22 protein-coding genes are annotated in these 25,024 nt (G+C 71.6%); 13 read left to right on the top strand and 9 right to left on the bottom strand.

Translation table 11 applies throughout. From position 1 onward, the window contains the following. Positions 1-132: 132 nt before the first annotated feature. The 5 genes from WMJ97_RS08110 to WMJ97_RS08090 all read right to left on the bottom strand — a co-directional run bounded on the left by WMJ97_RS08110 (position 133) and on the right by WMJ97_RS08090 (position 5,172). Complete coding sequence (locus WMJ97_RS08110; RefSeq protein WP_347348479.1) at positions 133-1,269, bottom strand: ATP-dependent 6-phosphofructokinase; 1,137 nt, start codon at positions 1,267-1,269, stop codon at positions 133-135. Between the two features lie 98 nt (positions 1,270-1,367). Next, positions 1,368-2,597, bottom strand: coding sequence for an arginine deiminase (locus tag WMJ97_RS08105; protein ID WP_347348478.1), 1,230 nt, complete (start codon positions 2,595-2,597; stop codon positions 1,368-1,370). Positions 2,598-2,676: 79 nt separating this feature from the next. Next, complete coding sequence (locus WMJ97_RS08100) at positions 2,677-3,435, bottom strand: cobalt-precorrin-6A reductase (RefSeq protein ID WP_347348477.1); 759 nt, start codon at positions 3,433-3,435, stop codon at positions 2,677-2,679. Between the two features lie 38 nt (positions 3,436-3,473). Beyond that, positions 3,474-4,712: an LCP family protein gene (locus WMJ97_RS08095; protein WP_347348476.1), complete on the bottom strand. Its 1,239-nt coding sequence runs from the start codon at positions 4,710-4,712 to the stop codon at positions 3,474-3,476. A gap of 91 nt (positions 4,713-4,803) precedes the next feature. Continuing rightward, positions 4,804-5,172 (bottom strand): VOC family protein, encoded by a 369-nt coding sequence (locus WMJ97_RS08090; RefSeq protein WP_347348475.1) that lies wholly within the window; start codon positions 5,170-5,172, stop codon positions 4,804-4,806. A gap of 242 nt (positions 5,173-5,414) precedes the next feature. Between WMJ97_RS08090 and WMJ97_RS08085 the strand changes: the two genes are divergently transcribed. Beyond that, positions 5,415-6,134, top strand: a complete 720-nt coding sequence (locus tag WMJ97_RS08085; RefSeq protein WP_347348474.1) for a hypothetical protein — start codon at positions 5,415-5,417, stop codon at positions 6,132-6,134. 63 nt (positions 6,135-6,197) lie between these two features. Here the strand turns inward: WMJ97_RS08085 and WMJ97_RS08080 are convergent, their stop codons facing one another. Beyond that, the gene (locus tag WMJ97_RS08080) at positions 6,198-7,862 is read right to left on the bottom strand and encodes an FAD/NAD(P)-binding protein (RefSeq protein WP_347348473.1); all 1,665 of its coding nucleotides are present in this window, start codon (positions 7,860-7,862) and stop codon (positions 6,198-6,200) included. A 125-nt stretch (positions 7,863-7,987) separates the two neighbouring features. On the opposite strand from WMJ97_RS08080, the gene WMJ97_RS08075 reads away from it, so the two are divergent. The 6 genes from WMJ97_RS08075 to WMJ97_RS08050 all read left to right on the top strand — a co-directional run bounded on the left by WMJ97_RS08075 (position 7,988) and on the right by WMJ97_RS08050 (position 14,442). After that, positions 7,988-8,911, top strand: coding sequence for a rhomboid family intramembrane serine protease (locus tag WMJ97_RS08075; protein ID WP_347348472.1), 924 nt, complete (start codon positions 7,988-7,990; stop codon positions 8,909-8,911). 74 nt (positions 8,912-8,985) lie between these two features. Further along, positions 8,986-10,062, top strand: a complete 1,077-nt coding sequence (serC, locus tag WMJ97_RS08070) for a 3-phosphoserine/phosphohydroxythreonine transaminase (RefSeq protein WP_347348471.1) — start codon at positions 8,986-8,988, stop codon at positions 10,060-10,062. A 19-nt stretch (positions 10,063-10,081) separates the two neighbouring features. Then, positions 10,082-11,272 carry a phosphoglycerate dehydrogenase gene (locus WMJ97_RS08065; protein ID WP_347348470.1) on the top strand — a complete coding sequence of 397 codons (1,191 nt, stop codon included), beginning with the start codon at positions 10,082-10,084 and terminating at the stop codon, positions 11,270-11,272. An 85-nt stretch (positions 11,273-11,357) separates the two neighbouring features. After that, positions 11,358-12,320, top strand: a complete 963-nt coding sequence (locus tag WMJ97_RS08060) for a type II CAAX endopeptidase family protein (RefSeq protein WP_347348469.1) — start codon at positions 11,358-11,360, stop codon at positions 12,318-12,320. A 4-nt stretch (positions 12,321-12,324) separates the two neighbouring features. Then, positions 12,325-12,765 carry a GNAT family acetyltransferase gene (locus WMJ97_RS08055; RefSeq protein WP_347348468.1) on the top strand — a complete coding sequence of 147 codons (441 nt, stop codon included), beginning with the start codon at positions 12,325-12,327 and terminating at the stop codon, positions 12,763-12,765. A 180-nt stretch (positions 12,766-12,945) separates the two neighbouring features. Beyond that, positions 12,946-14,442: an MFS transporter gene (locus WMJ97_RS08050; RefSeq protein ID WP_347348467.1), complete on the top strand. Its 1,497-nt coding sequence runs from the start codon at positions 12,946-12,948 to the stop codon at positions 14,440-14,442. A 236-nt stretch (positions 14,443-14,678) separates the two neighbouring features. Here the strand turns inward: WMJ97_RS08050 and WMJ97_RS08045 are convergent, their stop codons facing one another. Beyond that, complete coding sequence (locus tag WMJ97_RS08045) at positions 14,679-15,443, bottom strand: DUF559 domain-containing protein (protein WP_347348466.1); 765 nt, start codon at positions 15,441-15,443, stop codon at positions 14,679-14,681. A 417-nt stretch (positions 15,444-15,860) separates the two neighbouring features. Further along, on the bottom strand, positions 15,861-16,451 hold the full coding sequence (locus WMJ97_RS08040; RefSeq protein WP_347348465.1) for a LysE/ArgO family amino acid transporter: 591 nt from the start codon (positions 16,449-16,451) through the stop codon (positions 15,861-15,863). A gap of 70 nt (positions 16,452-16,521) precedes the next feature. On the opposite strand from WMJ97_RS08040, the gene WMJ97_RS08035 reads away from it, so the two are divergent. Further along, positions 16,522-17,391 (top strand): LysR family transcriptional regulator ArgP, encoded by an 870-nt coding sequence (locus WMJ97_RS08035; protein ID WP_347348464.1) that lies wholly within the window; start codon positions 16,522-16,524, stop codon positions 17,389-17,391. 24 nt (positions 17,392-17,415) lie between these two features. On the opposite strand, the gene WMJ97_RS08030 is transcribed toward WMJ97_RS08035, so the two are convergent. Next, positions 17,416-18,447, bottom strand: a complete 1,032-nt coding sequence (locus WMJ97_RS08030; RefSeq protein WP_347348463.1) for an NAD-binding protein — start codon at positions 18,445-18,447, stop codon at positions 17,416-17,418. A gap of 93 nt (positions 18,448-18,540) precedes the next feature. On the opposite strand from WMJ97_RS08030, the gene WMJ97_RS08025 reads away from it, so the two are divergent. The 5 genes from WMJ97_RS08025 to WMJ97_RS08005 all read left to right on the top strand — a co-directional run bounded on the left by WMJ97_RS08025 (position 18,541) and on the right by WMJ97_RS08005 (position 24,895). Next, complete coding sequence (locus tag WMJ97_RS08025; RefSeq protein WP_347348462.1) at positions 18,541-19,164, top strand: DinB family protein; 624 nt, start codon at positions 18,541-18,543, stop codon at positions 19,162-19,164. Positions 19,165-19,198: 34 nt separating this feature from the next. Further along, on the top strand, positions 19,199-20,086 hold the full coding sequence (locus WMJ97_RS08020; protein ID WP_347348461.1) for a DUF4031 domain-containing protein: 888 nt from the start codon (positions 19,199-19,201) through the stop codon (positions 20,084-20,086). A gap of 74 nt (positions 20,087-20,160) precedes the next feature. Next, complete coding sequence (locus WMJ97_RS08015) at positions 20,161-22,518, top strand: alpha-amylase family glycosyl hydrolase (RefSeq protein ID WP_347348460.1); 2,358 nt, start codon at positions 20,161-20,163, stop codon at positions 22,516-22,518. A 65-nt stretch (positions 22,519-22,583) separates the two neighbouring features. Beyond that, complete coding sequence (locus tag WMJ97_RS08010; RefSeq protein ID WP_347348459.1) at positions 22,584-24,446, top strand: cation:proton antiporter; 1,863 nt, start codon at positions 22,584-22,586, stop codon at positions 24,444-24,446. Between the two features lie 95 nt (positions 24,447-24,541). Then, positions 24,542-24,895 carry a VOC family protein gene (locus WMJ97_RS08005; protein WP_347348458.1) on the top strand — a complete coding sequence of 118 codons (354 nt, stop codon included), beginning with the start codon at positions 24,542-24,544 and terminating at the stop codon, positions 24,893-24,895. Positions 24,896-25,024: the final 129 nt, after the last annotated feature.

Raw genomic sequence — 25,024 nt, 5'->3', positions numbered from 1 at the left:
CGCGGCCGAGGCGTCAGCATCGGCGCAATAGCGCCTCCGTCTCCCCGAGCCGTGTGACAAAACCCACACCAGAGTGTGGAGAACGTCAGGTAGAAACGCCCCACCCCGGGGCCGACGCCAACCCCCAAACCCCTAATCCCCCAGGGACGTCCCAACCTCACGGGCGGCCTTGATCCAGGGGTGATCCAACGGCACCGACTTCAGGACGCCGGCCACCTGCTCGAGCGGGACCGTGCGCGTCCCGTCGCCGTGGGAGGCGACCATGACGCCGAACGTCCCTTGGGCGACGAGGTCCGCGGCGGCCGATCCGAGCCGCGTCGCGAGCAACCGGTCGACGCCGCACGGCGTCCCACCGCGCTGGACGTACCCGAGAATCGTGACGCGCGCCTCCATCCCGGTGGCCCGCTCGAGCTGGCGCGCGAGCGTGAACGTGTTCTCGCGGTGCGCGTCGATCACCGACTGCCGGTGCCGCTTGGCCGCCGCCCGCGACTCGGGCGTCGAGGCTCCGGCGACCAGCGTTTCGGCAGCCTCGAGGTCCGCGGCGTCGTCGGTCCCGAGCGCCCCCTCGGCGACGGCGACCACGGAGAAGTTCGTGCCGCGCTCCACGCGATGGTTGATCGTCTCGACGACCTTCTCGATCTGATACGGGATCTCAGGGATCAGGATCACATCCGCGCCGCCCGCGATGCCGGCCCCGAGCGCCAGCCAGCCGGCCTTGTGGCCCATGATCTCGGCCAGGATGATCCGGTGGTGGCTGTGGGCGGTCGAGTGGAGCCGGTCGATCGCTTCGGTCGCGATCTCGAGGGCGGTCGCGAAGCCGAACGTGGCGTCCGTCTCCGCGACGTCGTTGTCGATCGTCTTCGGCAGGTGAATGACGTTGACGCCGGCGTCCGCGAGCCGTTTCGCGTTCTTGGCCGTCCCGCCGCCGCCCAGCATCACGAGCGCGTCGATGCCCTCCGCCTTGAGGTTCTCGACGATGGTCTCGCGCATGTCGCGCACTTCGCCGTCGATCTCCATGCGATGCACCTTGTCGCGGCTGGTTCCGAGCACCGTCCCGCCGACGGTCAGGATGCCGGAGAGCGCCATCGAGTCCAGTTCCACGTAGCGGTTCTCCGCCAGCCCGCGGATGCCGTCGCGGAAACCGACCAGCTCGATCCCGTAACGCCCGATGGCAGCCTTACCGAAGCCGCGGATCGCCGCGTTCAGCCCGGGGCTGTCGCCCCCCGCGGTGAGAATGCCCACACGCTTCACGGCGGATTTGCTCGTCATAGATCGCTGTTCCTCACTGTCGTTGATCGCGGGCGCCCCACGGCCGGACGCCGGCCGTTCGTCCCAGGCCGGACGCCGACCAACCTACGTCCCCACGCTCACGCGGGCAGCGGGTCTCGATTGATCGGGCAGCTCATGCAGCGCGGGCCGCCGCGGCCCGAGCCGAGCTCGCTGCCGGAGATCGGGATGACCTCGATGCCCTGCTCGACGAGCCGCTCGTTGGTCTCGGTGTTCCGCTCGTACGCGACGACCACGGCGGGGGCGACGGCGAGGGTGTTGTTGCCGTCGTCCCACTGCTCGCGCTCGGCGGTCACGGGGTCGAGGCCGGTGTCGATCACGCGCATCCTCTCGATGCCCAAGGCGGACGCCGCCGCCTCCAGGAACGGGGCCTCCGGCGAGACGGTCACCCCGCCGTCGCCGCTGGGCGTCAGGGTCAGCGCGGTCAGCGACTTGGCGATCGCCGGGTACATGACCACGGCGTCCGAGTCGACCATCGTGCAGATCGTGTCCAGGTGCATCGTCGCGCGCTCCTGCGCGATCGGCACCGCGAGCACCGCGCGCGCCACCCCGGACTCGAACGCGTTGCGCGCCAGCCGCTCGACGCCGGCGGGCCGCGTCCGTTCGCCGGTGCCCACCGCGAGGACGCCGTCCCCCAGCACCAGGATGTCCCCGCCCTCCACGTGCTCCAGCGAGGGGTCGTACAGCGTGGGCGTCCCGGCGAACCGCGGGTGGTAGGTGTAGATGGCGTTGGTGAGCGACGTCTCGCGCGCCCGCGCCGGCATCGCCAGCGACGTGACCGCGACCCGGTCGCCGACCCACGCCGACGAGTCCCTCGTGAACAGCAGATTCGGCAGCGGGGGCACCGGGAAGTCGGACGGCTCCGACAGCGCCGACGTCAGCCCCGGACGCCCCGGGTGCCGCTCGACCAGTTCGTCCAGCCGCAGGCCGGCCGTCATCACGCCGGCCAGCTCCTCCGCGCCCAGCGACTCCAGGTAGCCGCGCACCTGGTCGGCGAGCGCGTCGCCCAGTTGCCCCTGGGACGCCGCCGCCGAGATCACATCGGCCCGCGCCTCCTCGGACTCGAGCGCCACGTTCAGCAGCTCGCGCAGGTACAGAACCTCGACGCCGCGGTCGCGCAGCGCCTGCGCGAACGCGTCGTGCTCCTCCTGCGCCTTGGCGACCCACGGAATCCCGTCGAACAGCAGCCGATCGTTATTACGGGGGGTGAGTCGCTGCAGTTCCCGGCCCGGCCGGTGCAGCATGACGGTGCGCAACTGACCAACTTCGCTGCGGACCTGGTTCTGGTTCTGGGATTCATCTCGAGCCATAGGCGTCAGACTAGCGGCCGACCGCCGCACCAGGGACGCCGTGTCCGTTGCCAGAGAACGGTCACCCGCCCACCCGATCTCACACCGAGCGCAGCCACTCCACGGCCCCCGCGACGTCGGGAACGACCGCCACGCCCGCGGGCACCTCCGGACGCCGCACCATCACCACCGGCACGCCCAGTTCGCGGGCGACGTCCAGCTTGGCGCCCGGACCCCCGGAGTCCTTGGTGACCAGCACGCGCACCCCGAACCGCCGGAACAGCGCGCGCTCGTTCTCGGCCCTGAACGGCCCGCGCCCGGCGACGATCGTCCAGCCCACCGGGGCGTCCTCGGGCGCCTCGGCGACCCGGGCGACCACGCGGCGTCCCGTCAGCCCCCGGTAGGGGGCCAAGCTCTGCCGGCCCACGGTGAGCAGGATCGCCCCGCCCTCGCCCGCGGAGCCGGCCGACGACCCGGACGCCCAGGACGCCACCGCCTCCGCCGCCTCCATGTGCGTCCCCACCCAGCGCCAGCCGGAGGCGTCCGGACGACCGCTCCACCCCGGCCGCGACAAGCGTAACAACGGGACGCCCACCGTCGTGCACGCCTCGGCGGCGTGCGCGGTCATGGCTGCGGCGAAGGGATGCGTCGCATCGACGACGGCCGCCGGCCCGTGCTCGCGCAGCCACCCGATCAGCCCGGCAACGCCGCCGAAACCCCCGACGCGCACCGACCCCGCCACCGCCACCCGGGACGCCGTCGCGCCCGCCAGCGACGTCACGACGTCGCGACCCGCGGCGTCCAGGGCGGACGCCAGCGCGCGGCCCTCCGCCGTGCCGCCCAGCAGCAGGATCGTCATCCGTGGCCCTCCCGGCGGGCCCCACGGGCCCCTGGCTTCTACTTCTTGAAGCGGTCCAGGTTCGACGTGTCGCCCTGGGCGATCTCGTTGAACATCGCCGTCGAGCGAGCGCTGTCCCACAGCAGCGACGACCCGGCCGCCGTCGTCACCGCCGCCCCCTGCACCGGCACGGTCAGGGTGAGGCCGTCGCCGCGGGAGACGTTCATGAAGGCCAAGCCGACCTTGGCGACGTCCATCGTCCCCGTGCCCTCGCCGACGGTCAGCGCGGACGCCGCCGCCTTGTTCAGGCCCCAATACCGGGTCGGGATGATCACCGACCAGGGGCTCGCCGCCTTCTTCGCGACGGCGGCGATCATGGCCCGCTGCCGCTCGACACGGCCGAGATCGCCCCGCGGATCGGCCTTGCGCATCCGGACGTACCCGAGCGCCGTGACGCCGTTCATCGTCTGGCAGCCGGCCGGCAGATCCAGGTGACTGTCCTTGTCTTTGATCGCCGAGTCGAGGCACATGTCGATGCCGCCCACGGCGTCGATGATCTGCACGAACCCGCCGAACCCGACCTCGATGTACCCGTCCACGCGCAGTCCCGTGTTCTGCTCGATCGTCTGCACGAGCAGCGTCGGTCCGCCGATCGCGTACGAGGCGTTGATCTTGTTGCGCCCGTGCCCCGGCACCCGGACGTACGAGTCGCGCGGGACCGAGATGAGCGCCGGGCGTCCCGACGGCGGGACGTACAGCATCATGATCGTGTCGGTCCGCTTGCCGACGGTCGAACCGGTGCCCAGCTCGCTGCGCTCGGCCGACGACAGCCCCTCGCGCGAATCCGACCCGGCGAGCACGTACAGCTCCCCCGGCTGCTGCGCCGGGCGGGCGCCGCTCGGGGTGGCCGCCACCGTGTCCAGATTCGACCAGGCGATCAGCGGCACCGCGACGACGTACGCGACGAACAAGACCAGCGCGAGCAGGATCAACCGCCCGATCGGACGCCGCCGGCGCCGCCGGGGCGCGCGCCCGGGGGGCGGCGGGTACGAGCCCTGCGGTCCGGTGGGGGACGCCTGCCGGGGTTGGGGCTGCTCCTGGGCGCGGTAGTCCGCGACAGGCGTCGGTTCGGGACGCCCCCACCGGACGTTCTCCGGTGGCGCCGCGGGCCGAGCGGACGCCGAGGAAACCCTGTCGCCGGGCGGCGTAGCACGCGTGCGGTCGGGCTCGGGGGTGCCGTCCTGGCTGTACCGCCCACGGCGGTACAGCCAGTCCAGGTCGTCGTCTCGATCTGCCACGCCCCTAAGGTAGCCCGGCCCCTCCGCCGAACCGTCCAACCACAGGCCGATATCGCGACTCTGTGTCGTACTCGGGGCAGGGACGCCCGCCCTACACCCAGACGCAGAACGGGTGACCGGCCGGATCGAGGCACACCCGCACGTGCGGCTGCGGCTGATACTCGGCGAGCGTCGCCCCCGACTGCAACGCGTGCCGGACGCCCGCCAGCAGGCTCGTCGCCTGGATCTCCAGGTGCATCATCATCTGCTGCTCGCCGGGCCGGGCGGGCCACACCGGGCGGACGTAACCGATCGGTTCGTCCTGAATCACGATGCTGACCCCGCCGGCCGGGTCCGCGACCGTCACCCAGCCGGGCTCGACGACGTCGAGCTCCCACCCGAGCAGCCGCGCGTAGAACCGGCCGAGGTTCGCCGGGTCGGGGGCGCTCAGGTTGACGGTCGAAAGCCGCAGGGGTCCCATGGGCGCACTCTAGAGCGACACGCCCGCGCCCGCACGAAGAGCTTCCTGAGAATCTGAGGACCGCATCGTGGGCAATGGGGCGATCCGGCCCCCTGATGGTCACTCGTACCTATAGCCCGGATAGCGACACATATACCGAAACCAGAAGCGGTTTCACCGTTCCTCGCCCCCGCGAGGGCAACAACCTGGCAACCCGGCCACTCAGTTCGTCTTCAGGAATCTCTCATGTAAAACTAAGTTTCGTGCTCGAAACAAAGAAAACCCGCGTCATCCTCGCCTCGCTCGCCCTGACTGCCACGACCGTCGCCGGGTTCGGCGTGAGCGCCGCCGCAGCGACCACCGACCAGCAGGTGCCGGTGACGGCTCCGCTGGAGGCGACCACCCCCGATCCTGTGCTTCGCGACGCCGCCACGCTCAGCCGCGGCACCGAGCGCCCCGCGATCAGCGCCGCCGATTTGGACGCGCTCAACGTCCGCCAGAAGGCGATGGAGGGTCAGGCCCGCAGCATCCAGGCGCAGCAGCGCGCCGCGCAAGAGCAGGCGCGGCGCGACGCCGCCGCGAAGAAGGCGGCCGCCGACGCCGCCGCGGCAGCGGCTGCCAAGAAGGCCGCCGCCGACCAGGCGAAGCAGGCCGCGACGCTCGGCTACTCGGCGTCCACGAAAGACCCGCGCGGCATCGCCAAGCAGATGATGCAGAACAAGTACAACTGGGGCGCGAACCAGTTCGCTTGCTACAACACGATCATCATGGCCGAGTCGGAGTGGAAGGTGGACGCCGACAACCCGACCTCGAGCGCGTACGGCATTCCGCAGGCCCTGCCGGGCAAGAAGATGGCCTCCGCCGGCGCCGATTGGAAGACCAACCCGGCCACCCAGATCAAGTGGAGCCTCGGCTACATCCAGGACCGGTACGGCACGCCCTGCCAGGCCCTCACGTTCCGCAAGGCGCACAACTGGTACTGATCCTCAGTTTTCCTCGAGTTTCGAGCCGCCGTCTCTGAGCCGTCCGCCCTCCGGGTGGGCGGCTCAGAACCATCCAGAGGCGATCCGGGACGCCCACCGCTCGGCCACGTCGTCGGGCTGGCGCACGAGCACCTGGTCGCCGATCTCGACGTCCTCGACGAGCCGGCCCAGGCACGACAGACCCGGGGTGGGGGACCCGTCCCGGCCGACCGCGCGGGCGTCCTCGGTGATCTCGATCCCGGCGCGGCCCTCGGCGAGGCGCACATGCCCCTCCTCGACGAGCCGGTCGAGCAGTTCCTGCCGCTGCTCCCGGTAGCCGGGCGGCGGACCGACCGCGTCCACGATGACGTCGATGCGCGGTTCCGGCATCACCAGCGTGTCGGGCCACGACACTCCGCCGGCGTCCAGGGACGGCCCCACGAGCGAGCGCGGGTCGACCACGCCGCCCGCGATCAGCGCGAGCAACTTCACGCCGTTGATCGGCGCGGGCCCGAAGGTGAGCGGCTGCATGACCACGGCGCATTCCCAGAAGGGACGCCGCGCGTCCGCCCCCGCGCCCGCTCGGGTGAACTGGGCCGACATGGCCAGGTGCAGGTCGCGCCAGGCCTGACCGAGCGCCCACTCGGGCCCGAGCGGCTCCTCGCCGAGCGCGACCCGGACCGACCGCTCCAGCTCGACGCGCGGATCGAGCCCGCGCTCGAGGGCGGTCCGATGGAGCTGGGCGAAGCAGTCGTCGACGGCGACGCGCGCCTCGTCGTGGGAGATCGGCGCCCCCGACGCGGCCCGCGCCCGTTCGAGGTAGAGGCGCGCCGTCTCCAGGGCGATCCGCTCGGTGCGATCGGCCTCTTCACCGGACGCCGCGATGCTCACCAGCGCGTCGTGGCGGGCCTCGTCGAGGCCGGCGTGGGCGGGCACCGCGTCGGGGGTCGGCACGACCTCCGGGAAGCGCCCCGTCCGGGAGAAGGGGTAGACGACCGCGACGTCGCGGCCCGACCGCCGGTACACCATGCGATGCGGACGCCCGCCCGGCTCGAACACCCCGCCGCGGCCCTCGGTGAGGGCCAGCAGGACATCCAGGAACGTGCGCCCCGCCCCTCGGACGCCGACGCTCGCCCCCGCCCGGATCTGCCGCTCCCCCAGCCGGAGCCCCACCGGCGACGGATCGCCGATGAGGGGCTTCGAGTCCGACCAGTGGCCTTGGAGCGATCCGCTCCAGGACGCCCCCAGCCGCGAGCACACCAGGACCTCGTCGTAGTACGTGCCGTGCACCGACCACCGCCCGCCTTCGCAGGGTACGAGCGACGACACGCGGCGGCCGTGATGGACGAGTTCCCAGCCCTCGGGGAGTTGGTCCCGTAACCGCGACCAGGCGTCACAGAGATACTGGCCCACCAGCGCGCGCGGCGGAAACACGTCGTACCGCCAGCCGTCGCCGGCCGGGGGAAGCCACCCTCCGAAGGCGACCTCACCCTCCGGGCTCGGCGTCTCGCCCGTGCGCACCCAGGCGTCGACGAGCCCCGCGGGAATGGTGAGGCGCAGGTAGTCGGGCTGGGCGACGTCGTATTCTTCACCCGCGCCGGCCGGGGCCGGGTCGAACGCGTCGATGCGCACGCGAGCCCTGGTCGACGCCGCGCGACCGCGAGCGACGAGCCGCTCGACGGCGAAGAACGCCCGCGGTCCCGCACCGATGACCGCGATCCGTCGATCGCGCGCGCCCGGGCCCTTCATTAGCACATCGTTTCATGCGGGGGCAAGGGCCGAATCACCCTTTCGTGTGCACTTTTCCGCCCGATCAGCGGCTTCGGCCCACCCCTGGACGCCGCCGCTTTGAGGCGAGGGTTAGGGTGTCAGCCGTGGACGCACAGCCGCCGCCACCCGGCCCCCAGTATGACCCAGGCCCGCAGTACTACGCCTGTTACCGCCACCCCGACCGGGCGACGGCGATCAGGTGTCAGCGGTGCGGCCGACCGGTGTGCCCCGAATGCACGACCGACGCCTCGGTCGGCGTCCATTGCCCCGAATGCCTCGCCGCCGCCACGCAGACCGTCCGGCAGCCGCGCCCGCGGCGGGCGGCGGTGCCCGGTGTCGTGACGAGCGTGCTCGCCGCCATCAACATCGCGATCTGGCTGGGCATCACGCTGGGCGGGGGCGTCCGGAGCCCGCTGCTGTCGTTCCTGGCGCTGCACGTCCGGCCGGCGTGCGTGACCGGGGCGGGCGCCTACATCGGCGTCCCGGAGGCCGCGTGCCTCGTTCAGGGCGGCACGTACGCGCCCGGCCTGGCCGACGGCGCGTGGTGGCAGCTCCTCACGAACGCTTTCACGCACGAAGCGCCCATGCACCTCGCCTTCAACATGCTGGCGCTCGTCGTGCTCGGCCCCCAGCTCGAGGCCATCGTCGGGCGGGCGCGCTACCTCGCGACCTTCTTCGTCTCGGCGCTCGCGGGCTCGGTCGCGGTGTATTGGCTCGCGGGCACCGACGTGGTGACGCTGGGGGCGTCCGGGGCGGTGTTCGGCCTGATGGGCGCGCTCGCCCTCCTGGTGTGGCGGCTCGGGGGGAACGTGCAGTCGGTGCTGGTGTGGATCGGCCTGAACGTCGCGATCACCCTGCTCGTGCCCGGCATCTCCTGGCAGGGGCACCTCGGCGGGCTCGCCGGCGGGGCGATCCTGGGGGCCATCATGCTCGGCGCCCGTCGCAAGCCTTGGGGGTGGGCCGCGATCGCGGCCTTCGCGGTGCTGCTGGTCGCGCTCGCCGTCGCGCGCACGCTGACGCTCACCTGAGCATGCGGACGCCGCCGGCGTCCGCATGCTGCACACCGGCGCCCGCGCGCGAGCGCGGGTAAAGAATGTGTTACGTGCGTGTTTACAACTTCTCTGCAGGCCCCGCCGTCATGCCCCTGGAGGTGCTCGAGAGCGCCCGCGACGAGCTGACCGACTGGCTCGGCTCCGGCATGTCGGTGATGGAGGTCTCCCACCGCGGCAAGGACTTCGTGGCCTGCGCGGCCGAAACCGAGCGCCTGCTGCGCGAGCTGGTGGGCGTCCCCGACGACTACCGCGTCCTGTTCCTCCAGGGCGGCGAGACCGGCCAGTTCGCCGCGCTGCCCTACAACTTCACCGCCCCGGGCGACACCGTCGACTTCCTCGCCACCGGCCAGTGGTCGGCGAAGGCGATCAAGGAGGCGAAGAAGTTCGGCGTCCAGGCGAACGTCGTGGCCGACACGGGCCCCGACTACGTGAAGGTGCCCGAGGAGGGGTCGTTCACGACGACGCCCGGCGCGCGCTACCTGCACTACACGGCCAACGAGACGATCGGCGGGCTGACGTACCCGTACGTGCCCGAGGCCGACATCCCGGTCGTCACCGACATGTCGTCGATGATGCTGTCCCAGCCGGTCGACGTCGCCAAGTTCGGGGCCATCACCGCCGGCACGCAGAAGAACATGGGGCCCGCGGGCCTCGCGGTCGTGATCGTCCGGGACGACCTCATCGGCCACGCCCGCCCCGACACCCCCAGCATCTGGGACTACAAGCTCATGGCCGACGCCGACTCGATGCTGAACACCCCGCCGACCTTCGGCATCTACCTGCTCGGCAAGATCCTCGCCTGGGTGCAGAGCCAGGGCGGGCTGGCCGGCATGGCCAAGCGCAACGAGGAGAAGGCGTCCGCGCTGTACTCCTTCATCGACGGCTCCGGCTACTACAGCAACCCGGTGGAGCCGGGTTCGCGGTCGCGGATGAACGTGCCGTTCCTCCAGGCCAACCCCGAGCTCGACAAGCAGTTCGTCGCCGAGGCGGCGTCCGCGGGGCTCACCAACCTGGCCGGCCACCGCTCCGTCGGTGGCATGCGCGCCAGCATCTACAACGCGATGTCGCTGGACGGCGTCAACGCGCTCATCGAGTTCATGAAGGAGTTCGAGCGCACCCACGGCTGAGCCGGCGCGAACCCAGACGATGACGTACCGCATCAAAACCCTCAACGCGATCAGCTCCCACGGGCTGACGCGCCTGCCCAAAGAGACCTTCGAGGTCGGCAACGACGTCGAGCACCCGGACGCCATCCTCGTCCGGTCGGCCGACCTGCATTCCGTCCCGCTGGACGCCTCCGTCAAGGCGATCGCGCGCGCCGGCGCCGGGACGAACAACATCCCGATCTCGGACTGCAGCGATGCCGGCGTCGTCGTGTTCAACACCCCGGGCGCGAACGCGAACGCGGTGAAGGAGCTCGTCATCATCGGCATGCTGCTCGCCGCCCGCAACATCAGCCCGGCCATGGCGTTCTCGCGCAGCCTGGAGGGCGCCGACGACGTGATCGACCAGGCGGTCGAGAAGGGCAAGAAGCAGTTCGTCGGCTTCGAGCTGCCCGGCCGCGTGCTGGGCGTCATCGGGCTGGGCGCGATCGGGGTCGAGGTGGCGAACGCGGCCATCGCGCTGGGCATGAAGGTGCTCGGCTACGACCCGGCCATCACGATCTCGCATGCGTGGAAGCTCAGCCCGGACGTCGTCCGGGCGAACTCGATCGAGGAGGTCTTCAAGCGGGCGGACGTCCTCACCGTCCACGTCCCGCTGATCGACAGCACCCGCGGCCTCGTGAACGCCGACCGTCTCGCGCTCATGAAGTCGCGCGCGATCGTGCTGAACTTCGCGCGCGGCGGCATCGTGGACTCCTCCGCCGTGCTGGAGGCACTCGATTCCGGCGGCATCCGCGCCTACGTCTGCGACTTCCCCAGCCGCACGCTGCTCGGCCACCCCAAGGTGATCGCCCTACCGCACCTGGGGGCGTCCACCGGAGAGGCCGAGGACAACTGCGCCCGCATGGCCGCCGACCAGGTCCGCGACTTCCTCGTCAACGGCAACATCGTGAACTCGGTGAACTTCCCCGAGTCGGTGCTCCCGCGCGAGGACGGCACGGCGCGGCTCGCCATCACCAACCGGAACGTCCCGAACATGGTGGCCCAGGTCTCCACCGTCGTGGGCGAGGCCGGGGTGAACATCAGCAACCTGCTGAACAAGAGCCGCGGCGATCTCGCCTACACGATGATCGACGTCGACGGCGACCTCAACGGCGCCGTGCTGGAGCGGATCCTCGCGACCGAGGGCGTCCTGTCGGCGCGGGTCATTCCCCCGGCCCCGGCGAGCGTCTGAGCAAACCGGCTCTCACACGGGCTTTCGGCGCCGGCGCGCGCGACCACATCGCGGGCGCCGGCGCCGCGACCGTTATCGTTCGGTTATGAATCTCACCCACCCCGGGCGCACCGCGGAGGGACTCGGCGTCGACCCCACCAACGGCATCCCCGTGAACCCCACCCGCTACTCCCGCACCAAGAACCTCACCCTCGCCACCGCCGGCCGGGTCGTGCTGACGATGATCGCGATGACGGTGATCTCCCTCGGCGGAGCGATCGCGTTCGGCTCCCTCGCGGAGGCCGCCAGGCTCGACCCCGCCTGGGGCGCGGTGCTCGTCTGCGCCGGCGTCCTCGTGCTCTCTGTCCCGGTCATCTGGGCGCTGCGCCGCTTCCTCGAGGGCGACCGAGCCGCCTACCTCGCCCTCGGCTGGCAGCGCGGCCGCGCCCTGAGCGGGGCCGTCTTCGGGCTGCTCGTCTCCGTCGTGCTCGTCGGCGTCCCGCTGTGGGTCGCGATGGCGAACTCGCAGGTCGACTACGGCCTCTTCCCGCCCCAGGTGGTGGCGATGGGGGCCCTCCAGGTGTTCGCCGTGTCGTTCATGCTCCAGGGGTTCCCCGAGGAGGCCCTGTGGCGCGGATACCTGCAGACCACGCTGATGAGCCGGCTCACCCCGGTCAGCGCCGCGGTCATCTCGGCCGTCTTCTTCGGCGCGATGCACGTCTTCTCCAACGGGGGCGATCAGCCGATCGTGGACCGGCTGATCTACGCCTTCACCGCCGTCGGCATGGGCCTGGCGATGGCCGGGCTGCGCCTCGTCACCGGCTCGACGTGGGCCGCGATCGCGTACCACACCGGCTGGCACCTCAACACGCGGGTTCCGTCGCTGTTCGTGCAGGGCATGAACGGCCAGATCCCGGAGTGGTACAGCGCCCTCACCCCGACGCTCGAGTTCCTCTTCGGTATCGGCTGCCTGGTCTGGTGGCAGCGGACCCACGGCAGCCGTCCGGGCGCACCGGAGGCGTCCGAGGCCGTCGAGGAGACGGACGTCGCCGAGGCGGCGTCCCGGTGACGCGGTGACCACACCCAGCCCGGGGGTGGGCTCGACGATCGTCGAGCTCACCCCCTCGTCACGCCCGGACGCCGTCGCGCTCTGGCGCGAGGCCGGGCTCACGCGCCCCTGGAACGACCCGGACGCCGACTTCGATCGCGCGCTCGCGGGGCCGGCGTCCGCGGTGCTGGGCGCCCTGCAGGACGGACGCCTCGTCGGCACCGTCATGGTCGGGCACGACGGCCACCGGGGCTGGGTGTACTACCTGGCCACGGCGTCCGAGGTGCGCGGACGCGGCTACGGCCGCGCCCTCATGCTCGCGGCCGAGGAGTGGATCGCCCGCCGCGGGATCGTGAAGATCCAGTTCATGGTGCGCGCCGACAACGACGCGGTGTGCGCGTTCTACGAGCATCTGGGCTACTCCGACCAGAATTGCCGGGTTCTCGGCCGACGGCTGGACGGCTGAGCGCGCGCGAGGTAGAAAGGCGTCCGCGCGGAGGAAGCCGTCCGGAGGAAACGCTGTGCAACCAGAGGCGGGCGCGTTGCCACCGCGCGCATGATGTCCGCAACGAGGCCAGGGGTTCGGCGTAGAGCCCTCTCGAGAACAAGGCAAGCCACGCGCAACGATGCGACCGGAGGGTCAGACATGCAGAGCAATCCTCAAGGACCCCAGGACGGGGGCCTCTCCCACCCGAACGGCGATCCCACCTCGGTGAATCTGGGCAAGGACGATATCGCCGCCATCGGGCCCACCACGGCCGGCCCCACCACGATCACGGTGCTGGACGCCGACGAAGACGACGCGAACTTCGAGCCGCCCAAGGGGCGCGGCGCGGCGACGGTCGTCCTGGGCGTCAGCCAGTCCATCGACAACACCGAGGGGGGCGTCAGCAAGACGTTCTTCCCCCAGATCATGAACGCGTTCGGCGTCGGCGACTCCGGGCTCGGCCTGCTGAACGCCATCGGCATGCTGGCGCGCTGCATTTTCGGCCCGTTCTGGGCCGTGCTCGCCGACCGGTTCGGCCGCAAGCGCATCCTGTTCGTCGTCACCGGCCTGTGGGGGCTGTGGACGCTCGCGACCGGCTTCGCCACCTCGTGGACGATGCTGCTGATCCTGTACTCGATCGCGTTGGTCGGGACCGTGGCGTCCGAGCCGATCCTGAACGGGCTGCTCGGGTCGCTGTACCGCAGCTCCGAGCGCGGCAAGGCGTTCGGCACCGTGCGCGGCGTGTCGGCGGCCCTCGGCATCATCATGACGCCGCTGCTGGGGCAGTTCGGCGGCAACCCCGAGGGCTGGCGCTACGCCATGTTCGCGATGGGCGGGCTGTCGATCATCTCGGGCGTCCTGATCCTCATCTTCGTGCACGAGCCCGAGCGGGTGTCGGCCGAGAACGCCGAGGAGATGAAGTCGGAGGCAGGCCTCTTCAAGTGGAGCGACGCGGCCAAGCTGTTCAAGATCCCGACGCTCGCGCTGATGGCTCCGATGCTGCTGTTCGTGACGTCGCTGATCCTGTTCGGCTTCCAGGGCACCTTCTGGGCCCGCGACCTGGGCTACGGCGTGACGAACGGCTCCTACCTGTACACGGTGATGCAGATCGGCATGACGTTGTCGGCGTTCCTGGGCGGCTGGATGGGCGACCGGTTCCAGAAGCGCTTCGGCGACAAGGGCCGGATCATGCTGTTCCAGATCTACGCGCTCGCGTTCGCGGCGATCACGTTCGTCGCGATTCAGATGGCGCCCGTGTTCGACCCGGATGTCTCGCCGATCGGGCGCAACCAGCCGCCGAGCAACGACCCGAGCTTCGCGTACTACGTGGTCGTGTTCCTGATGGGACTCATCTTCTCGTGGGGCTTCTCCGGCTCCGTCTTGCCCATGGTGTCGCGGGTCTGCCCGACCCAGCTCTCCGCGACGTCGTTCGCCGTGCTGTTCTCCCTGGTCCAAGGCGCCATCACCGCCGTGCTCAGCCTGAGCACCGGCGCGATCTCGGAGGCCATGGGCAGCCTGCAGACCACGCTGCTGTGGTTCGTGTCCGTCCCGTACGTGATCAACGCCCTGTACTGGACGCTCTTCTACAAGACCTACCCCAAGGACGCCGCCCTCCAGAAGGAGCGCACCCGCATGATCGACGAAGGGACGTTCTGAGGTCTCCGACCGGAGGCGTCGGCCCTCCGGTCCTATCGCCCCTCGGCGACGGGACCGGGGGGCCGGGCGGCGTCCGAAATCGGTGTCCGGTCGATTTGCCGCCACTCGATGACGGCTTCCTGCCAGGACTGAGCGGACATCCGACGGAAGACCCGCATCGAGTGGGGGCAAATCGACTGCCCGGACCGGCACTCGGCACTCCAGCTCCCCGGGCCGGGCACTCAGCCCCGCCAGCATCACCCGGACGCCCGCCCGGCCCGCGTCGCCAGCAGATCCCGGACGATCGCGACGAACTCGCCCGGCGTCCGCATCACCAGCGTCGCGGGGATGCGCACCACCTCCCACCCGGCCCTGGCCATCGCCAGGTCGCGGGCGGCGTCCTGGCGGCGAGCCTCCGCGGTGGTGTGCTGCGCGCCGTCGATCTCGACGACGAGGCCCACCTCCCCGAAGAGGATGTCGCCGTAGCCGAGCTTGACCTCGCCACGACGGTCCCAGAGGCCGACGTTCGCGCGCCATCCCGAGATCCTCGCGCGCCGCAGGGCCGCGTGCGCGCGTGCCTCGGCGGCCGACCAGGCGCCGTCCACGGCCCCGCCGACCCGGCGTCGCCGAGCGCGGTTGCCGCGGCGTCCGGGGGTGAGGGATAGGGCCGTGACCAGCGACGACGCTGAAACCCCGGTGCGCAGGGCCTCCTCGACGGCGTCCGGGCGGGTGGACGCCTCGTCGAGGGCGAGCAGGGGGCGCGTGGCGACCCGGACGCCGCCCACGCGCCGGACGAGCCCCGGCGGCACGAGGCGGCGCTCCCACCGGTAGCCGACGCGCGGGCCGCGCAGCCGCAGGCTCGCGACGGTCACCAGCTCCGGCGGATCCAGCGCCGGCCCCGTCCCCGAGAGCACGGACACCGCCGGCCCGACGATCACGGCGTCCGGGTCGGCGAGGCAGGCCGCCCGGCCACGCAGGACGAGGGAGGACGCCTCCTCCGCGCGGCAATAGATGCCCGGCAACAGGGCCGCCAGGCGCCGGCGCGCAGGGCGACGTCCACCTTGTTGGCCAGGTGCGGGTGCTCGTGTCGGCGGAGCAGGCCGTTGCCGGCGTCCAGGGCGGCGGCGAGGTCGGGGTCCATCCGGCAAGCCGATCACGAAGCCCGCCGACGCGGGCGGCGTCCGGTGGATCTGTGGATAACTCCCCACGCGGCCGAGCGGCTGTGGAAGCCCGTCGCACGCTGCCTGCGTCGCCGACGCCCCGCGCCCGGCACGCTCGCGCGGGACGGCCCTGGCCGACCCCGGGCCGTCGACAGCCCATCGGTCGATTTGCCACCACTCCATGTAGGTTTCCCGCCGCACCTGAGCGGAGATTCAGCGGCAGACCCGCATCGAGTGGTGGCAAATCGACTGAACGCCCCAGGGCGAGACGATCCGTCCTCAGTGCCACACGAGCTTCACCGCAACGACGAGGATCACCACGCCGATGATCAGGTCGATCGCCCGCCACACGGACGGCTTGCTCAGCGGCCCCGACAGCGCGCGCGCCGCGAAGCCCAGCGAGCCGAACCAGGCGACGGACGCCGCCATGGCCCCCGCCGCGAAGGTCCAGCGAGCGTCGCCGTGGCTGGACGCCACGCTGCCCAGCATCACCACCGTGTCGAGATACACGTGCGGGTTCAGCCACGTCACCGCGAGCACGGTCGCGAGCACCGACCCGGCGGTCTGCGCGCCGGCGGCCACGAGGCTCCGCGGCCGCGCCGCCGACCGGAATGACCCGATGGCCAGCCACGTCAGGTACAGCGCGCCCACCCAGGTCATCACGTTGAGCAGGGTCGGGTGAGACGAAACGATCGCTCCGACGCCGGCGGTGCCGGCCGCGATGAGCGCCACGTCGGACGCCGTGCACACCCCGACGACCAGCCCCACGTGCTCGCGGCGCAGGCCCTGACGCAGCACGAGGGCGTTCTGGACGCCGATCACCACGATGAGCGAGAACCCGGTCACGAGTCCGGTCAGGAAGGTCGTCATGTCCCCGACGCTACGAAACCCCCGCAGTAAACACAAACGATTGATTTTGAGGGATGCTTAGAATCTCTTCATGCACCTGGACCAGCTCCGCACCCTGCTCGCGGTCGTCGACGAGGGCACGTTCGAGGCCGCCGCGGACGCCCTCCACGTCACCCCGTCGGCCATCAGCCAGCGCATCAAGGCGCTCGAACAGGCGGTCGGCAACGTGGTCGTCCGGCGGAGCGTCCCGGTCACCCCGACCGACGCGGGCGCCGTCCTGCTGCGCATGGCCCGGCAGGTCGGCTTCCTCGAAGCCGAGACCCGCGCCGAGCTCGGTTTGGACGCCGCCGGCTCGGCCCTGCCCGTGGCCGTCAACGCCGACAGCCTGGCGACGTGGTTCCGGCCGCTGCTGGCGGCCGCGGCGTCCTGGCCGGACGCGACGCTGCACCTGCACGTCGACGACCAGGAGCGCTCCGCCGCCCTGCTGCGCCGCGGCGACGTCGTCGGCGCGGTGACGGCCGAACCGGCCCCGGTCAACGGCTGCCGCGCCGAACCACTCGGGGCGATGCGCTACGTCCCGCTCGCCGCGCCCGCCCTGCTCGAGCGCCACGCCGTCGGCGGCGACCCCGGACGCCCCGACTGGGCCGCGCTCCCGGTCCTGCGGTTCAACCAGGTGGACGACCTGCAGGTGGCCTACCTGCGCGAGCGCGGCGTCCGGACGACCCCGCCCACGTCCCGCATCCCCAGCACCGAGGGGTTCTTCGACGGGGTGAAGGCCGGGCTCGGGTGGGGGCTGATCCCCGAGCTGCAGCTCGCGGGCGAGGTGGAGCGCGGCGACCTGGTCCGTCTCGAGGGCGAGGCGACCGAGGTCCGCCTGTATTGGCAGAGCTGGCGGCTGTCGTCCATGCGCCTCGACCGGCTCACGGACGCCGTGCGCGCTGCGGCGTCCGGGCTCAGCTAGCGCCCCGGTCGCCTCCCTGGGCGCTCAGGCCTCGTCGAGCACCTGCAACTGGTCGGTCGCCCCCGAGACGATCAGATGATCGCCGACGGCGAGCACGCGGGCGTCCGGGGGGTTGTGCTCGATGGCGCCCCCGACGCCGCCCACCGCCAGCGTGAAGACGCCTCGCTCGCGCAGCGCGCCCACCGACCAGCCGGCCATCGGGCTGCCGGACCCGATGACGACCTCCTCGATCGAGTAATCCAGGTCGGCGCTGGAGAGGGCGGAGTCGATGAAGTCCATGACGCCGGGGCGGGTGACCAGGTGGGCGAGCCGGCGTCCGGCCATCATGTAGGGCGAGATCGCCCGGTCGGCGCCTGCCTGCTTCAGCTTCGCGATGACCCCGGGCACGCTCGCCCGCCCGACGATGAACAGCCCGGGGTTGAGCGCGCGGGCGGTCAGCGTGACGTAGACGTTGTTCGCATCCGAGTCGATGCACGCGACCAGCCCCTGCGCCCGCCGGACCCCGGCCATCGTCAGCACCTCGTCGGACGTGCCGTCTCCCGGCACGACGTGAAAGCCCTCGTCCTTCGCGCTGGCGAGCGAGTCGACGTCGCTGTCGAGCACGACGACCTCCGCCCCCTCGGCCCGCAACTGCCGGGCCACCAGCGACCCGACGCGCCCGTAGCCGCAGACGACGTAGTGGTTCCTCAGCCGGTCGATGTTGTCCTGCATGCGTCGCGCTCCCCTCTCGCCGGACGCCCACTCGGCCATGAACGCCTCGGCCGCGATGCCGACCGTGCCGAAGATGACGCCGATGCCGGCCATGGAGACCGCCATGGTCCAGATCTGACCGCCCTGATCCATCGGATGAACCTCGCGGAAGCCCGTCGTCGTCAGCGTCGTCACGGCCATGTAGATGCCGTCGTAGAACGACCAGCCCTCGAGCACCACGTACCCGACCGCCGAGATCAGCGTGAGGACGGTGACGGCCAGCACCCACAGCGAGATCTTCCACAGCGACGACCGCCGCCGCAGCAGGCGCGCCATCATGGCGCGGTCCCTCACCCGGGCCTTCACGGCGACATCGTAGGGCCACGGACGCCCACCGCGACCCTGCTCGCGGATTGGTCCGGCCTTGTCGGAGGAACCCCCGACGCGTACCTTCGGGCCATGAATCTGAGCGACGCGGCGTCCGACGAGGAGCGGGTGGGCCCCGAGCCGGCCGAGCACGACGACAAGGACTGGACGGTCGTCATCGCCAACGGCTGCCCCGAGTGCTCCTTCATCGGCGCCGGGCCCTCGCAGTTGGCGGGCCTGATCCGCGAGTCGATCGAGTTCTGGTCCGACGCGCTCCGGCGTCCGGGGGCCACCGAGCGGCTGCACCCGACCGTCTGGTCGCCGCTCGAGTACGCGTGCCACCTGACCGACCTGTCGCACGTGTTCCACGAGCGGATCGACGCGATCCTGACCCAGGAGACGCCGGCGCTGGCCAACTTCGACGGCGAGCAGGCGGCGATCGACGGGCGCTACCACGAGCGCGGCGTCGACCAGGTCATCGAGGCCTACGCCGACGCCGCGGAGGCGGTCGCGGTGCAGTTCCTGCGCGTCGCCCCCGACCAGTGGGATCGCAAGGGACGCCGCTCCGACGGCATGGTCTTCACGCTCTCGACGCTGGGCACGTACTACGCCCACGAGCTGGTGCACCACGAGTTCGACGTCCGGCGGCTGCAGGGCCGCGTCCAGCGTTGGCACAGCGGGCGCCGGCACCTGGCCCCGCTGGAGGGCTCCGAGTAGGCACATCGCGAGACGTCCAGGCAGAATCACGAACATGGCCATCCTGATCGACCCTCCGCGCTGGCCCGCGCACGGGACGCTGTTCAGCCACCTCGTCTCCGACGAGTCGCTGGCCGAACTGCACGCGTTCGCCGCGGACGCCGGGCTCTCGCCGAAGGCGTTCGACCACGATCACTACGACGTGCCGGAGCGGCTGTTCCGCGAGCTCACCGCCCGCGGAGCCCTGGCCGTCAGCGGCACGCAGTTGGTGCGCCGGCTGCTCGACAGCGGCCTGCGCGTCCACGCGCAAGATCGGACGCCCAAGCGGGCGGCGGTCGTCCCGCAGTTGCGCGGCCGCTGGGCCGGCCTGCTGCCCGAGCACGCCGACCTGGGCACCGAGCTGTTGGAGCGGTGGGGGGAGCCGCACCGGCACTACCACGACGTCCGGCATCTCGCGCAGATCCTCGACGCCCTCGAAGAGCTCGGCTGCGACGACCCGCTCGTGCACCTCGCCGCGTGGTTCCACGACGCCGTCTACGTCGGGCAGCCCGGCGACGACGAGCGGGGGTCGGCCCGGCTGGCCGACAGCCGGCTCGAGGGCATCCTGTCGGCAGCCGACCGGGCGGAGGTCGTCCGGCTGGTCTTGCTCACCGAATCCCACGCGGCGGCCCCCGGCGACGTCCGCGGGGCCCTGCTCTGCGACGCCGACCTGTCGATCCTCGGCATGCCCCCGGCGCGCTACTCGATCTATGCCCGCGACGTCCGGATCGACTACGAGCAGATCCCCGAGCGGCTGTACCGATCGGGACGCCTGCAGGTGCTGGAGACCCTGTCCGAGCGGGATCCCCTGTTTTCCACGGGCCTGGGCCGTCGCCTTTGGGACGCCCAGGCCCGGGAGAATCTCGCGGGCGAAATCGCGTTCCACCGGCGAGCGCCACGCTGACGGCGTCCCCGCCCGATACGGGCGGCCTGTGCAACCGGCTGCCGATCCGAAGCGGATGTGGCAACGTGGGGTGCATGCCCAGGCCCGTGCACGCCGCGACGTGGGCGGACGCGGCTTGGCCCCTCGGCGCCCATGTGGACGACGCGGAGGGCATCACCACGTTCGCCGTCCAGGCGCCCTACGCCACCCGGGTCGTCCTGGAGATCTACCCGACGGCCACGGGATCCGACGCGATCGCCTCGTTCGACATGGCCCGCGGGTGGGACGACATCTGGAGCGCCGCCCTCGTCGACGCCGGCCACGGCACCCTCTACGCCTTCCGCTGCTGGGGAACCAACTGGCCGTCCGTGGACGACTGGAGACGGGGCGGCTCGCGCGCCGGGTTCCTCAGCGACCGGGACGTCGACGGCAACCACTTCAACCCCAACAAGGTGCTCGTCGACCCCTACGCTCGCGAGATCACCCACACGCCGATGAGCCGGGCGGTCATCGAGGCGGGCGCCGGGCCGGCGATCTTCGGCAGTGGCCCCATGCGCTTCGGACGCCGTCCGGCGCGCGAGGTCGACACGGGGCGGTGGGCGCCGAAGGGGGTCGTGGTGCACGACGACACCCCGACCGGCAGGCGTCCGGACGGCACGGGCAACACCACGATCTACGAGGCTCACATCAAGAACCTCACCCTGCACCCGAGCTCGACGCGCCTCCGCGACATCATGGGTGACGTTCCCGGCTTCGCCGCTGTCGACTGGGTGCCCGAGGAACTGCGCGGCACCTACGCGGGGGCGGCCCGCATGGCCCCCTACCTGACCGCGCTGGGCTTCACCGCGATCGAGCTGATGCCGGTGCACGAGACCGACTCCGACCACGCCGGCGCACAGTCGGGCACCACGAACCATTGGGGCTACCAGACCCTTGCGTTCTTCGCGCCGAACCGCGACTACTCCTCCGACAAGAGCCCCGGCGGCCCGACGCGGGAGTTCAAGGAGATGGTGCGGGCGTTCCACGACCAGGGCATCGAGGTGATCCTCGACGTCGTGTTCAACCACACCGCCGAGGGCGGCAACTGGTTCGGGGACGCCGACAGCGTCGGCTTCACGACGCTCGGCGGCTTCGGGACGTCGGAGTACTACGTCCTCACCCAGCGGCAGACCCTCGTCGACGGGGCCACCGGGACGTCCAACCAGGTGAACTTCTCCTCCTCGGCGGCCCGGCAACTCGTCCTCGACTCGCTCAGCTACTGGAACTCGGCGATGGGCGTCGACGGCTTCCGCTTCGACCTCGCGCCCGTCCTCGGCCGCCACCCGGACGCCGCCCAGCGCGACGACTGGGAGAGCCAGAAGCGCTTCTTCGCCGACCATCCGCTGCTCACGTCCGTGCGCAACCTCGCCTTGATGAACGACTTCGAGGTCATCGCCGAGCCGTGGGACCTGTGGGGCTACGAGGTCGGCAACTTCCCGACCGGCTGGGGCGAGTGGAACGGCCGCTTCCGGGACGCCAGCCGCCGCTTCCTCAAGGGCGACGGCAACACGCTGGAGTTCGCCGCCCAGTTCAACGGCGAGCACGTGCGCCACGGTCAGGACTCGGGCCGGCGCAAGTGGATCAACTTCATCGACGCCCACGACGGGTTCACGATGTTCGACCTCGTCTCGTTCAACGACCGGCAGAACTACCAGCCGCCGCCGTTCGGCCCCTCCGACGGCGGCGAATCGCACAACCAGTCCTGGGATTCGGGCGGGGACCACGCCCTGCGCCGAACCCGCTGGCGCAACAACTGGCTGACCGTCTTCCTCGCCCGCGGCATCCCGATGGTCGTCTCCGGCGACGAGTACGGCCGCACGCAGAACGGCAACAACAACCCCTGGAACCTCAACACGGTCGGCATGTGGAACAACTGGGCGCAGGCGGCGTCCAACACACCGACCCGGCTCCCGGTGGACCCGCGCGTGCCCGTCTTCGGGCCCGCCTACTACGACGTCGTCGGCCAGGCGGACGCCGAGCCCGGCACGAACCCGCTGCTCACGTTCGCCACGTTCGTCGCGCGCCTGCGGCGCGACGACCCGGGGCTGCGGCACCTCGGGTGGCGCGGCGTCCTGGGGGTGCCGACGCAGCCGTACGTGTTCCTGCGGCCCGACCTGCAGGGCCACCCGAGCGACGGCGAGCGGGCACTGACGGTCTGCATCGACGCGGTCGACTCGCGGGCCCGCGACTACCTGATGTGCGTGAACATGTGGACCGAGCCGGTGGAGTTCCGCCTGCCGCACCTGCCGCGCAGGCGCCCCCGGGCGCGGCCGCGGTGGCGGCGCATCATCGACACGTCCGCGTGGGCCGAGCGGGAGGGCAACTGCTGGTCCTACGACACGGCCACCGACATCAAGGACGCCTACGTCGTGCAGCCCTGGTCCATCGCCGTCATCGCGTCGCCGGCGGGGTAGCCGGGGTCGAGCCTCGACACCGAGCCATCCCGCCGGACGCCCGCGGCGTCTGTCAGGATGCGCCCATGCAGATCGAGTCGGTCCTGGAGATGCTGACGCTGTTCACGCTCACCGTGCTGCTGGGGTGCTGGTTGGCCGAACGGCTGCACGTGTCGGCACCGCTGCTGCTGATCGGCGTCGGCGTCCTGGGGTCGGAGCTGCCGTTCGTCCACCCGCCGGCGCTGGAGCCGGAGTTCGTGCTGGTCGGGCTGCTGCCACCGCTGCTGTACGCGGCGGCCGTGAACACCCCGCTGGTGGACTTCCGGCGCAACCTGGCCCCGATCGGCTGGCTGTCGGTCGGGCTCGTGATCTTCACGACGCTCGGCGTCGCGGTGGTCGTGTGGGCCCTGCTCGGCGTCCCGTTCGCCGCCGCGTGCGCGCTCGGCGCGATCGTCGCCCCGCCGGACGCCGTCGCCGCGACGGCCGTCGCCCGGCAGGTCGGGCTGCCGCGTCGGGTCGTGTCGATCCTGGAGGGCGAGTCCCTCGTGAACGACGGCACGGCCCTCGTGAGCCTGCGCACCGCGACGGTCGCGCTGGGGGCGTCCGTCACGGCGGTCGGCGTGGCCGGCGACTTCCTGTGGGCCGTCTTCTCGGGCGTCGCCATCGGGATCGTCGCGGCCCGCGTCGGCGGCTGGCTGTTCAAGCTGCTGCCGTCGGGGCCGATGACGACCGCGCTGTCGTTCCTGATCCCGTTCGCCGCCTTCGTGCCCACCGAGGCCGTGCGCGGCTCGGGCGTCATCGCGGTCGTCGCGGCCGGGCTCGCGCTCGGCCACCGCTCCTACCGCGAACAGGACGCCGCCGCCCGCGTCTCCCAGCGCATGAACTGGACCACGATCTCGTTCGTCCTGGAGAACTCCGTCTTCCTCCTGCTCGGCCTGCAGACGGCGACGATCATCTCGGACGCGGCGGCGTCCGGGTACGACTGGCCGCTCATCATCGCGGTCTGCGCGGCCACGGTCGCGGCCGTGATCGTGCTGCGCCTGCTATGGACGATGCTCACGCACTTCGCGTTCGGACGCCGCCGCGGCAACTCCGGGCGCGAGGGCTTCGTGATCGGCTGGGCCGGCATGCGGGGCGTGGTGACGCTCGCCGCCGCGCTGTCGCTGCCGGAGGCGACCCCCGCGCGGCCGGTGCTCGTGCTCGCCGCGCTGGCCGTGACCGTCGGGACCCTGCTGCTGCAAGGGCTGACCCTCGGCCCGCTGGTGCGCCGGCTGGGGCTGCGCGGGCCCGACCCGCGCGAGGACGCCCTCACCGAGGCGGTCGTCGTGCAGAAGGCGGCGACCGCCGGGCTGGAGGCGGTGCACGCGGCCGCCGGCCCCGGGGACGCGGGGTTCGTCGAGCAGCTCGAGTCGGTGACGTCCCGGCGGGTGAACGCGATCTGGGAGCGGCTGGGCCGGCCGTCCGATGAGCTCGAAACCCCGAGCCAGACCGGACGCCGCCTACGTCTCGCCGCGCTCACCGCCGAGCGGGAGACCGTGCTGAAGGTGCGCGACGAGGGCGCCGCGGAACAGACGGTGCTGAGCCGCGTCCTCGCCAGCCTCGACCTGGAGGAGATCATCTTGGACCTGGCGTCAACGAAGGCGGACGCCATTCGCGCGAGCGAGCCGCTCGTGCTCAGCGACGCCGCTCAGCCGTGCGAGCACCTGCAGGCCGCGCCGCCGGACGTGAAGCCCGCGTCCACGACCGGCTGTCTGGAGTGCGAGGCGGAGGGACTCACGCCCGTGCACCTGCGGCTGTGCCTGACGTGCGGGCACGTGGGCTGCTGCGATTCGTCGGAGGGCCGGCACGCGACCCGGCACTACGAGGAATCCGGGCACCCGGTGATGCGGTCCTTCGAACCCGGCGAATCGTGGCGCTGGTGCTACATCGACGAGGTGGTCTCGAACTAGCGGCGGGCGTCCGGTGGTGTGGAACCGGCAGAGGTCTACCCGCGCGGGGTGAGCCGGGCTAGCGTCGGGGTGACGGATCGATCGAGAGGAGTTCCATGACGCATGGCGACATCACCCACATCGACATTCCGGTCCGCGACAGGGCGGCGGCCAGCGCCTTCTACGGTGCCTTGTTCGGCTGGAACATCGGCGAACGCCCCGACATGACGGGCTACCCGTTGTGGCGCGCCCCAGGCGGTGTCGGCGGAGGGCTCGCCCCGCGTGGCGACGGGTTCACCCAGCCGCGCGCCCACGTCGAGGTCGACTCCATCGACGACACCCTGGCGCACGCGACGTCCCTCGGAGGGACCGTGCTGATGGGCAAGTTCGAGATCACACCGACGAGTTGGTGGGCGATCTTCCTCGACCCCGACGGCAACGAGATCGGACTCATCGAACGCTCCGGATGAGGGGCCGTCGGCCCGGGGCGGGTGGCGGAGTTGGCCAGCAGAGGCCGCCCCTCGCCCCTCGCCCCTCGCCCCTCGCCCCTCGCCCCTCGCCCCTCGCCCCTCGCCCCTCGCCCCTCGCCCCTCGCCCCT

This window comes from Nigerium sp. (assembly GCF_039811905.1).
Taxonomy (GTDB): domain Bacteria; phylum Actinomycetota; class Actinomycetes; order Propionibacteriales; family Propionibacteriaceae; genus Propioniciclava.
This window is presented reverse-complemented; position numbering and strand designations above follow the sequence as displayed.

Excerpts from the sequence above, each read along its gene's own strand:
- WMJ97_RS08110 (WP_347348479.1), bottom strand. The coding sequence starts at position 1,269 with ATGACGAGCAAATCCGCCGTGAAGCGTGTGGGCATTCTCACCGCGGGG.
- WMJ97_RS08105 (WP_347348478.1), bottom strand. The coding sequence starts at position 2,597 with ATGGCTCGAGATGAATCCCAGAACCAGAACCAGGTCCGCAGCGAAGTT.
- WMJ97_RS08100 (WP_347348477.1), bottom strand. The coding sequence starts at position 3,435 with ATGACGATCCTGCTGCTGGGCGGCACGGCGGAGGGCCGCGCGCTGGCG.
- WMJ97_RS08090 (WP_347348475.1), bottom strand. The coding sequence starts at position 5,172 with ATGGGACCCCTGCGGCTTTCGACCGTCAACCTGAGCGCCCCCGACCCG.
- WMJ97_RS08080 (WP_347348473.1), bottom strand. The coding sequence starts at position 7,862 with ATGAAGGGCCCGGGCGCGCGCGATCGACGGATCGCGGTCATCGGTGCG.
- WMJ97_RS08065 (WP_347348470.1), top strand. The coding sequence starts at position 10,082 with ATGACGTACCGCATCAAAACCCTCAACGCGATCAGCTCCCACGGGCTG.
- WMJ97_RS08060 (WP_347348469.1), top strand. The coding sequence starts at position 11,358 with ATGAATCTCACCCACCCCGGGCGCACCGCGGAGGGACTCGGCGTCGAC.
- WMJ97_RS08050 (WP_347348467.1), top strand. The coding sequence starts at position 12,946 with ATGCAGAGCAATCCTCAAGGACCCCAGGACGGGGGCCTCTCCCACCCG.
- WMJ97_RS08040 (WP_347348465.1), bottom strand. The coding sequence starts at position 16,451 with ATGACGACCTTCCTGACCGGACTCGTGACCGGGTTCTCGCTCATCGTG.
- WMJ97_RS08035 (WP_347348464.1), top strand. The coding sequence starts at position 16,522 with ATGCACCTGGACCAGCTCCGCACCCTGCTCGCGGTCGTCGACGAGGGC.
- WMJ97_RS08025 (WP_347348462.1), top strand. The coding sequence starts at position 18,541 with ATGAATCTGAGCGACGCGGCGTCCGACGAGGAGCGGGTGGGCCCCGAG.
- WMJ97_RS08020 (WP_347348461.1), top strand. The coding sequence starts at position 19,199 with ATGGCCATCCTGATCGACCCTCCGCGCTGGCCCGCGCACGGGACGCTG.
- WMJ97_RS08015 (WP_347348460.1), top strand. The coding sequence starts at position 20,161 with ATGCCCAGGCCCGTGCACGCCGCGACGTGGGCGGACGCGGCTTGGCCC.
- WMJ97_RS08010 (WP_347348459.1), top strand. The coding sequence starts at position 22,584 with ATGCAGATCGAGTCGGTCCTGGAGATGCTGACGCTGTTCACGCTCACC.
- WMJ97_RS08005 (WP_347348458.1), top strand. The coding sequence starts at position 24,542 with ATGACGCATGGCGACATCACCCACATCGACATTCCGGTCCGCGACAGG.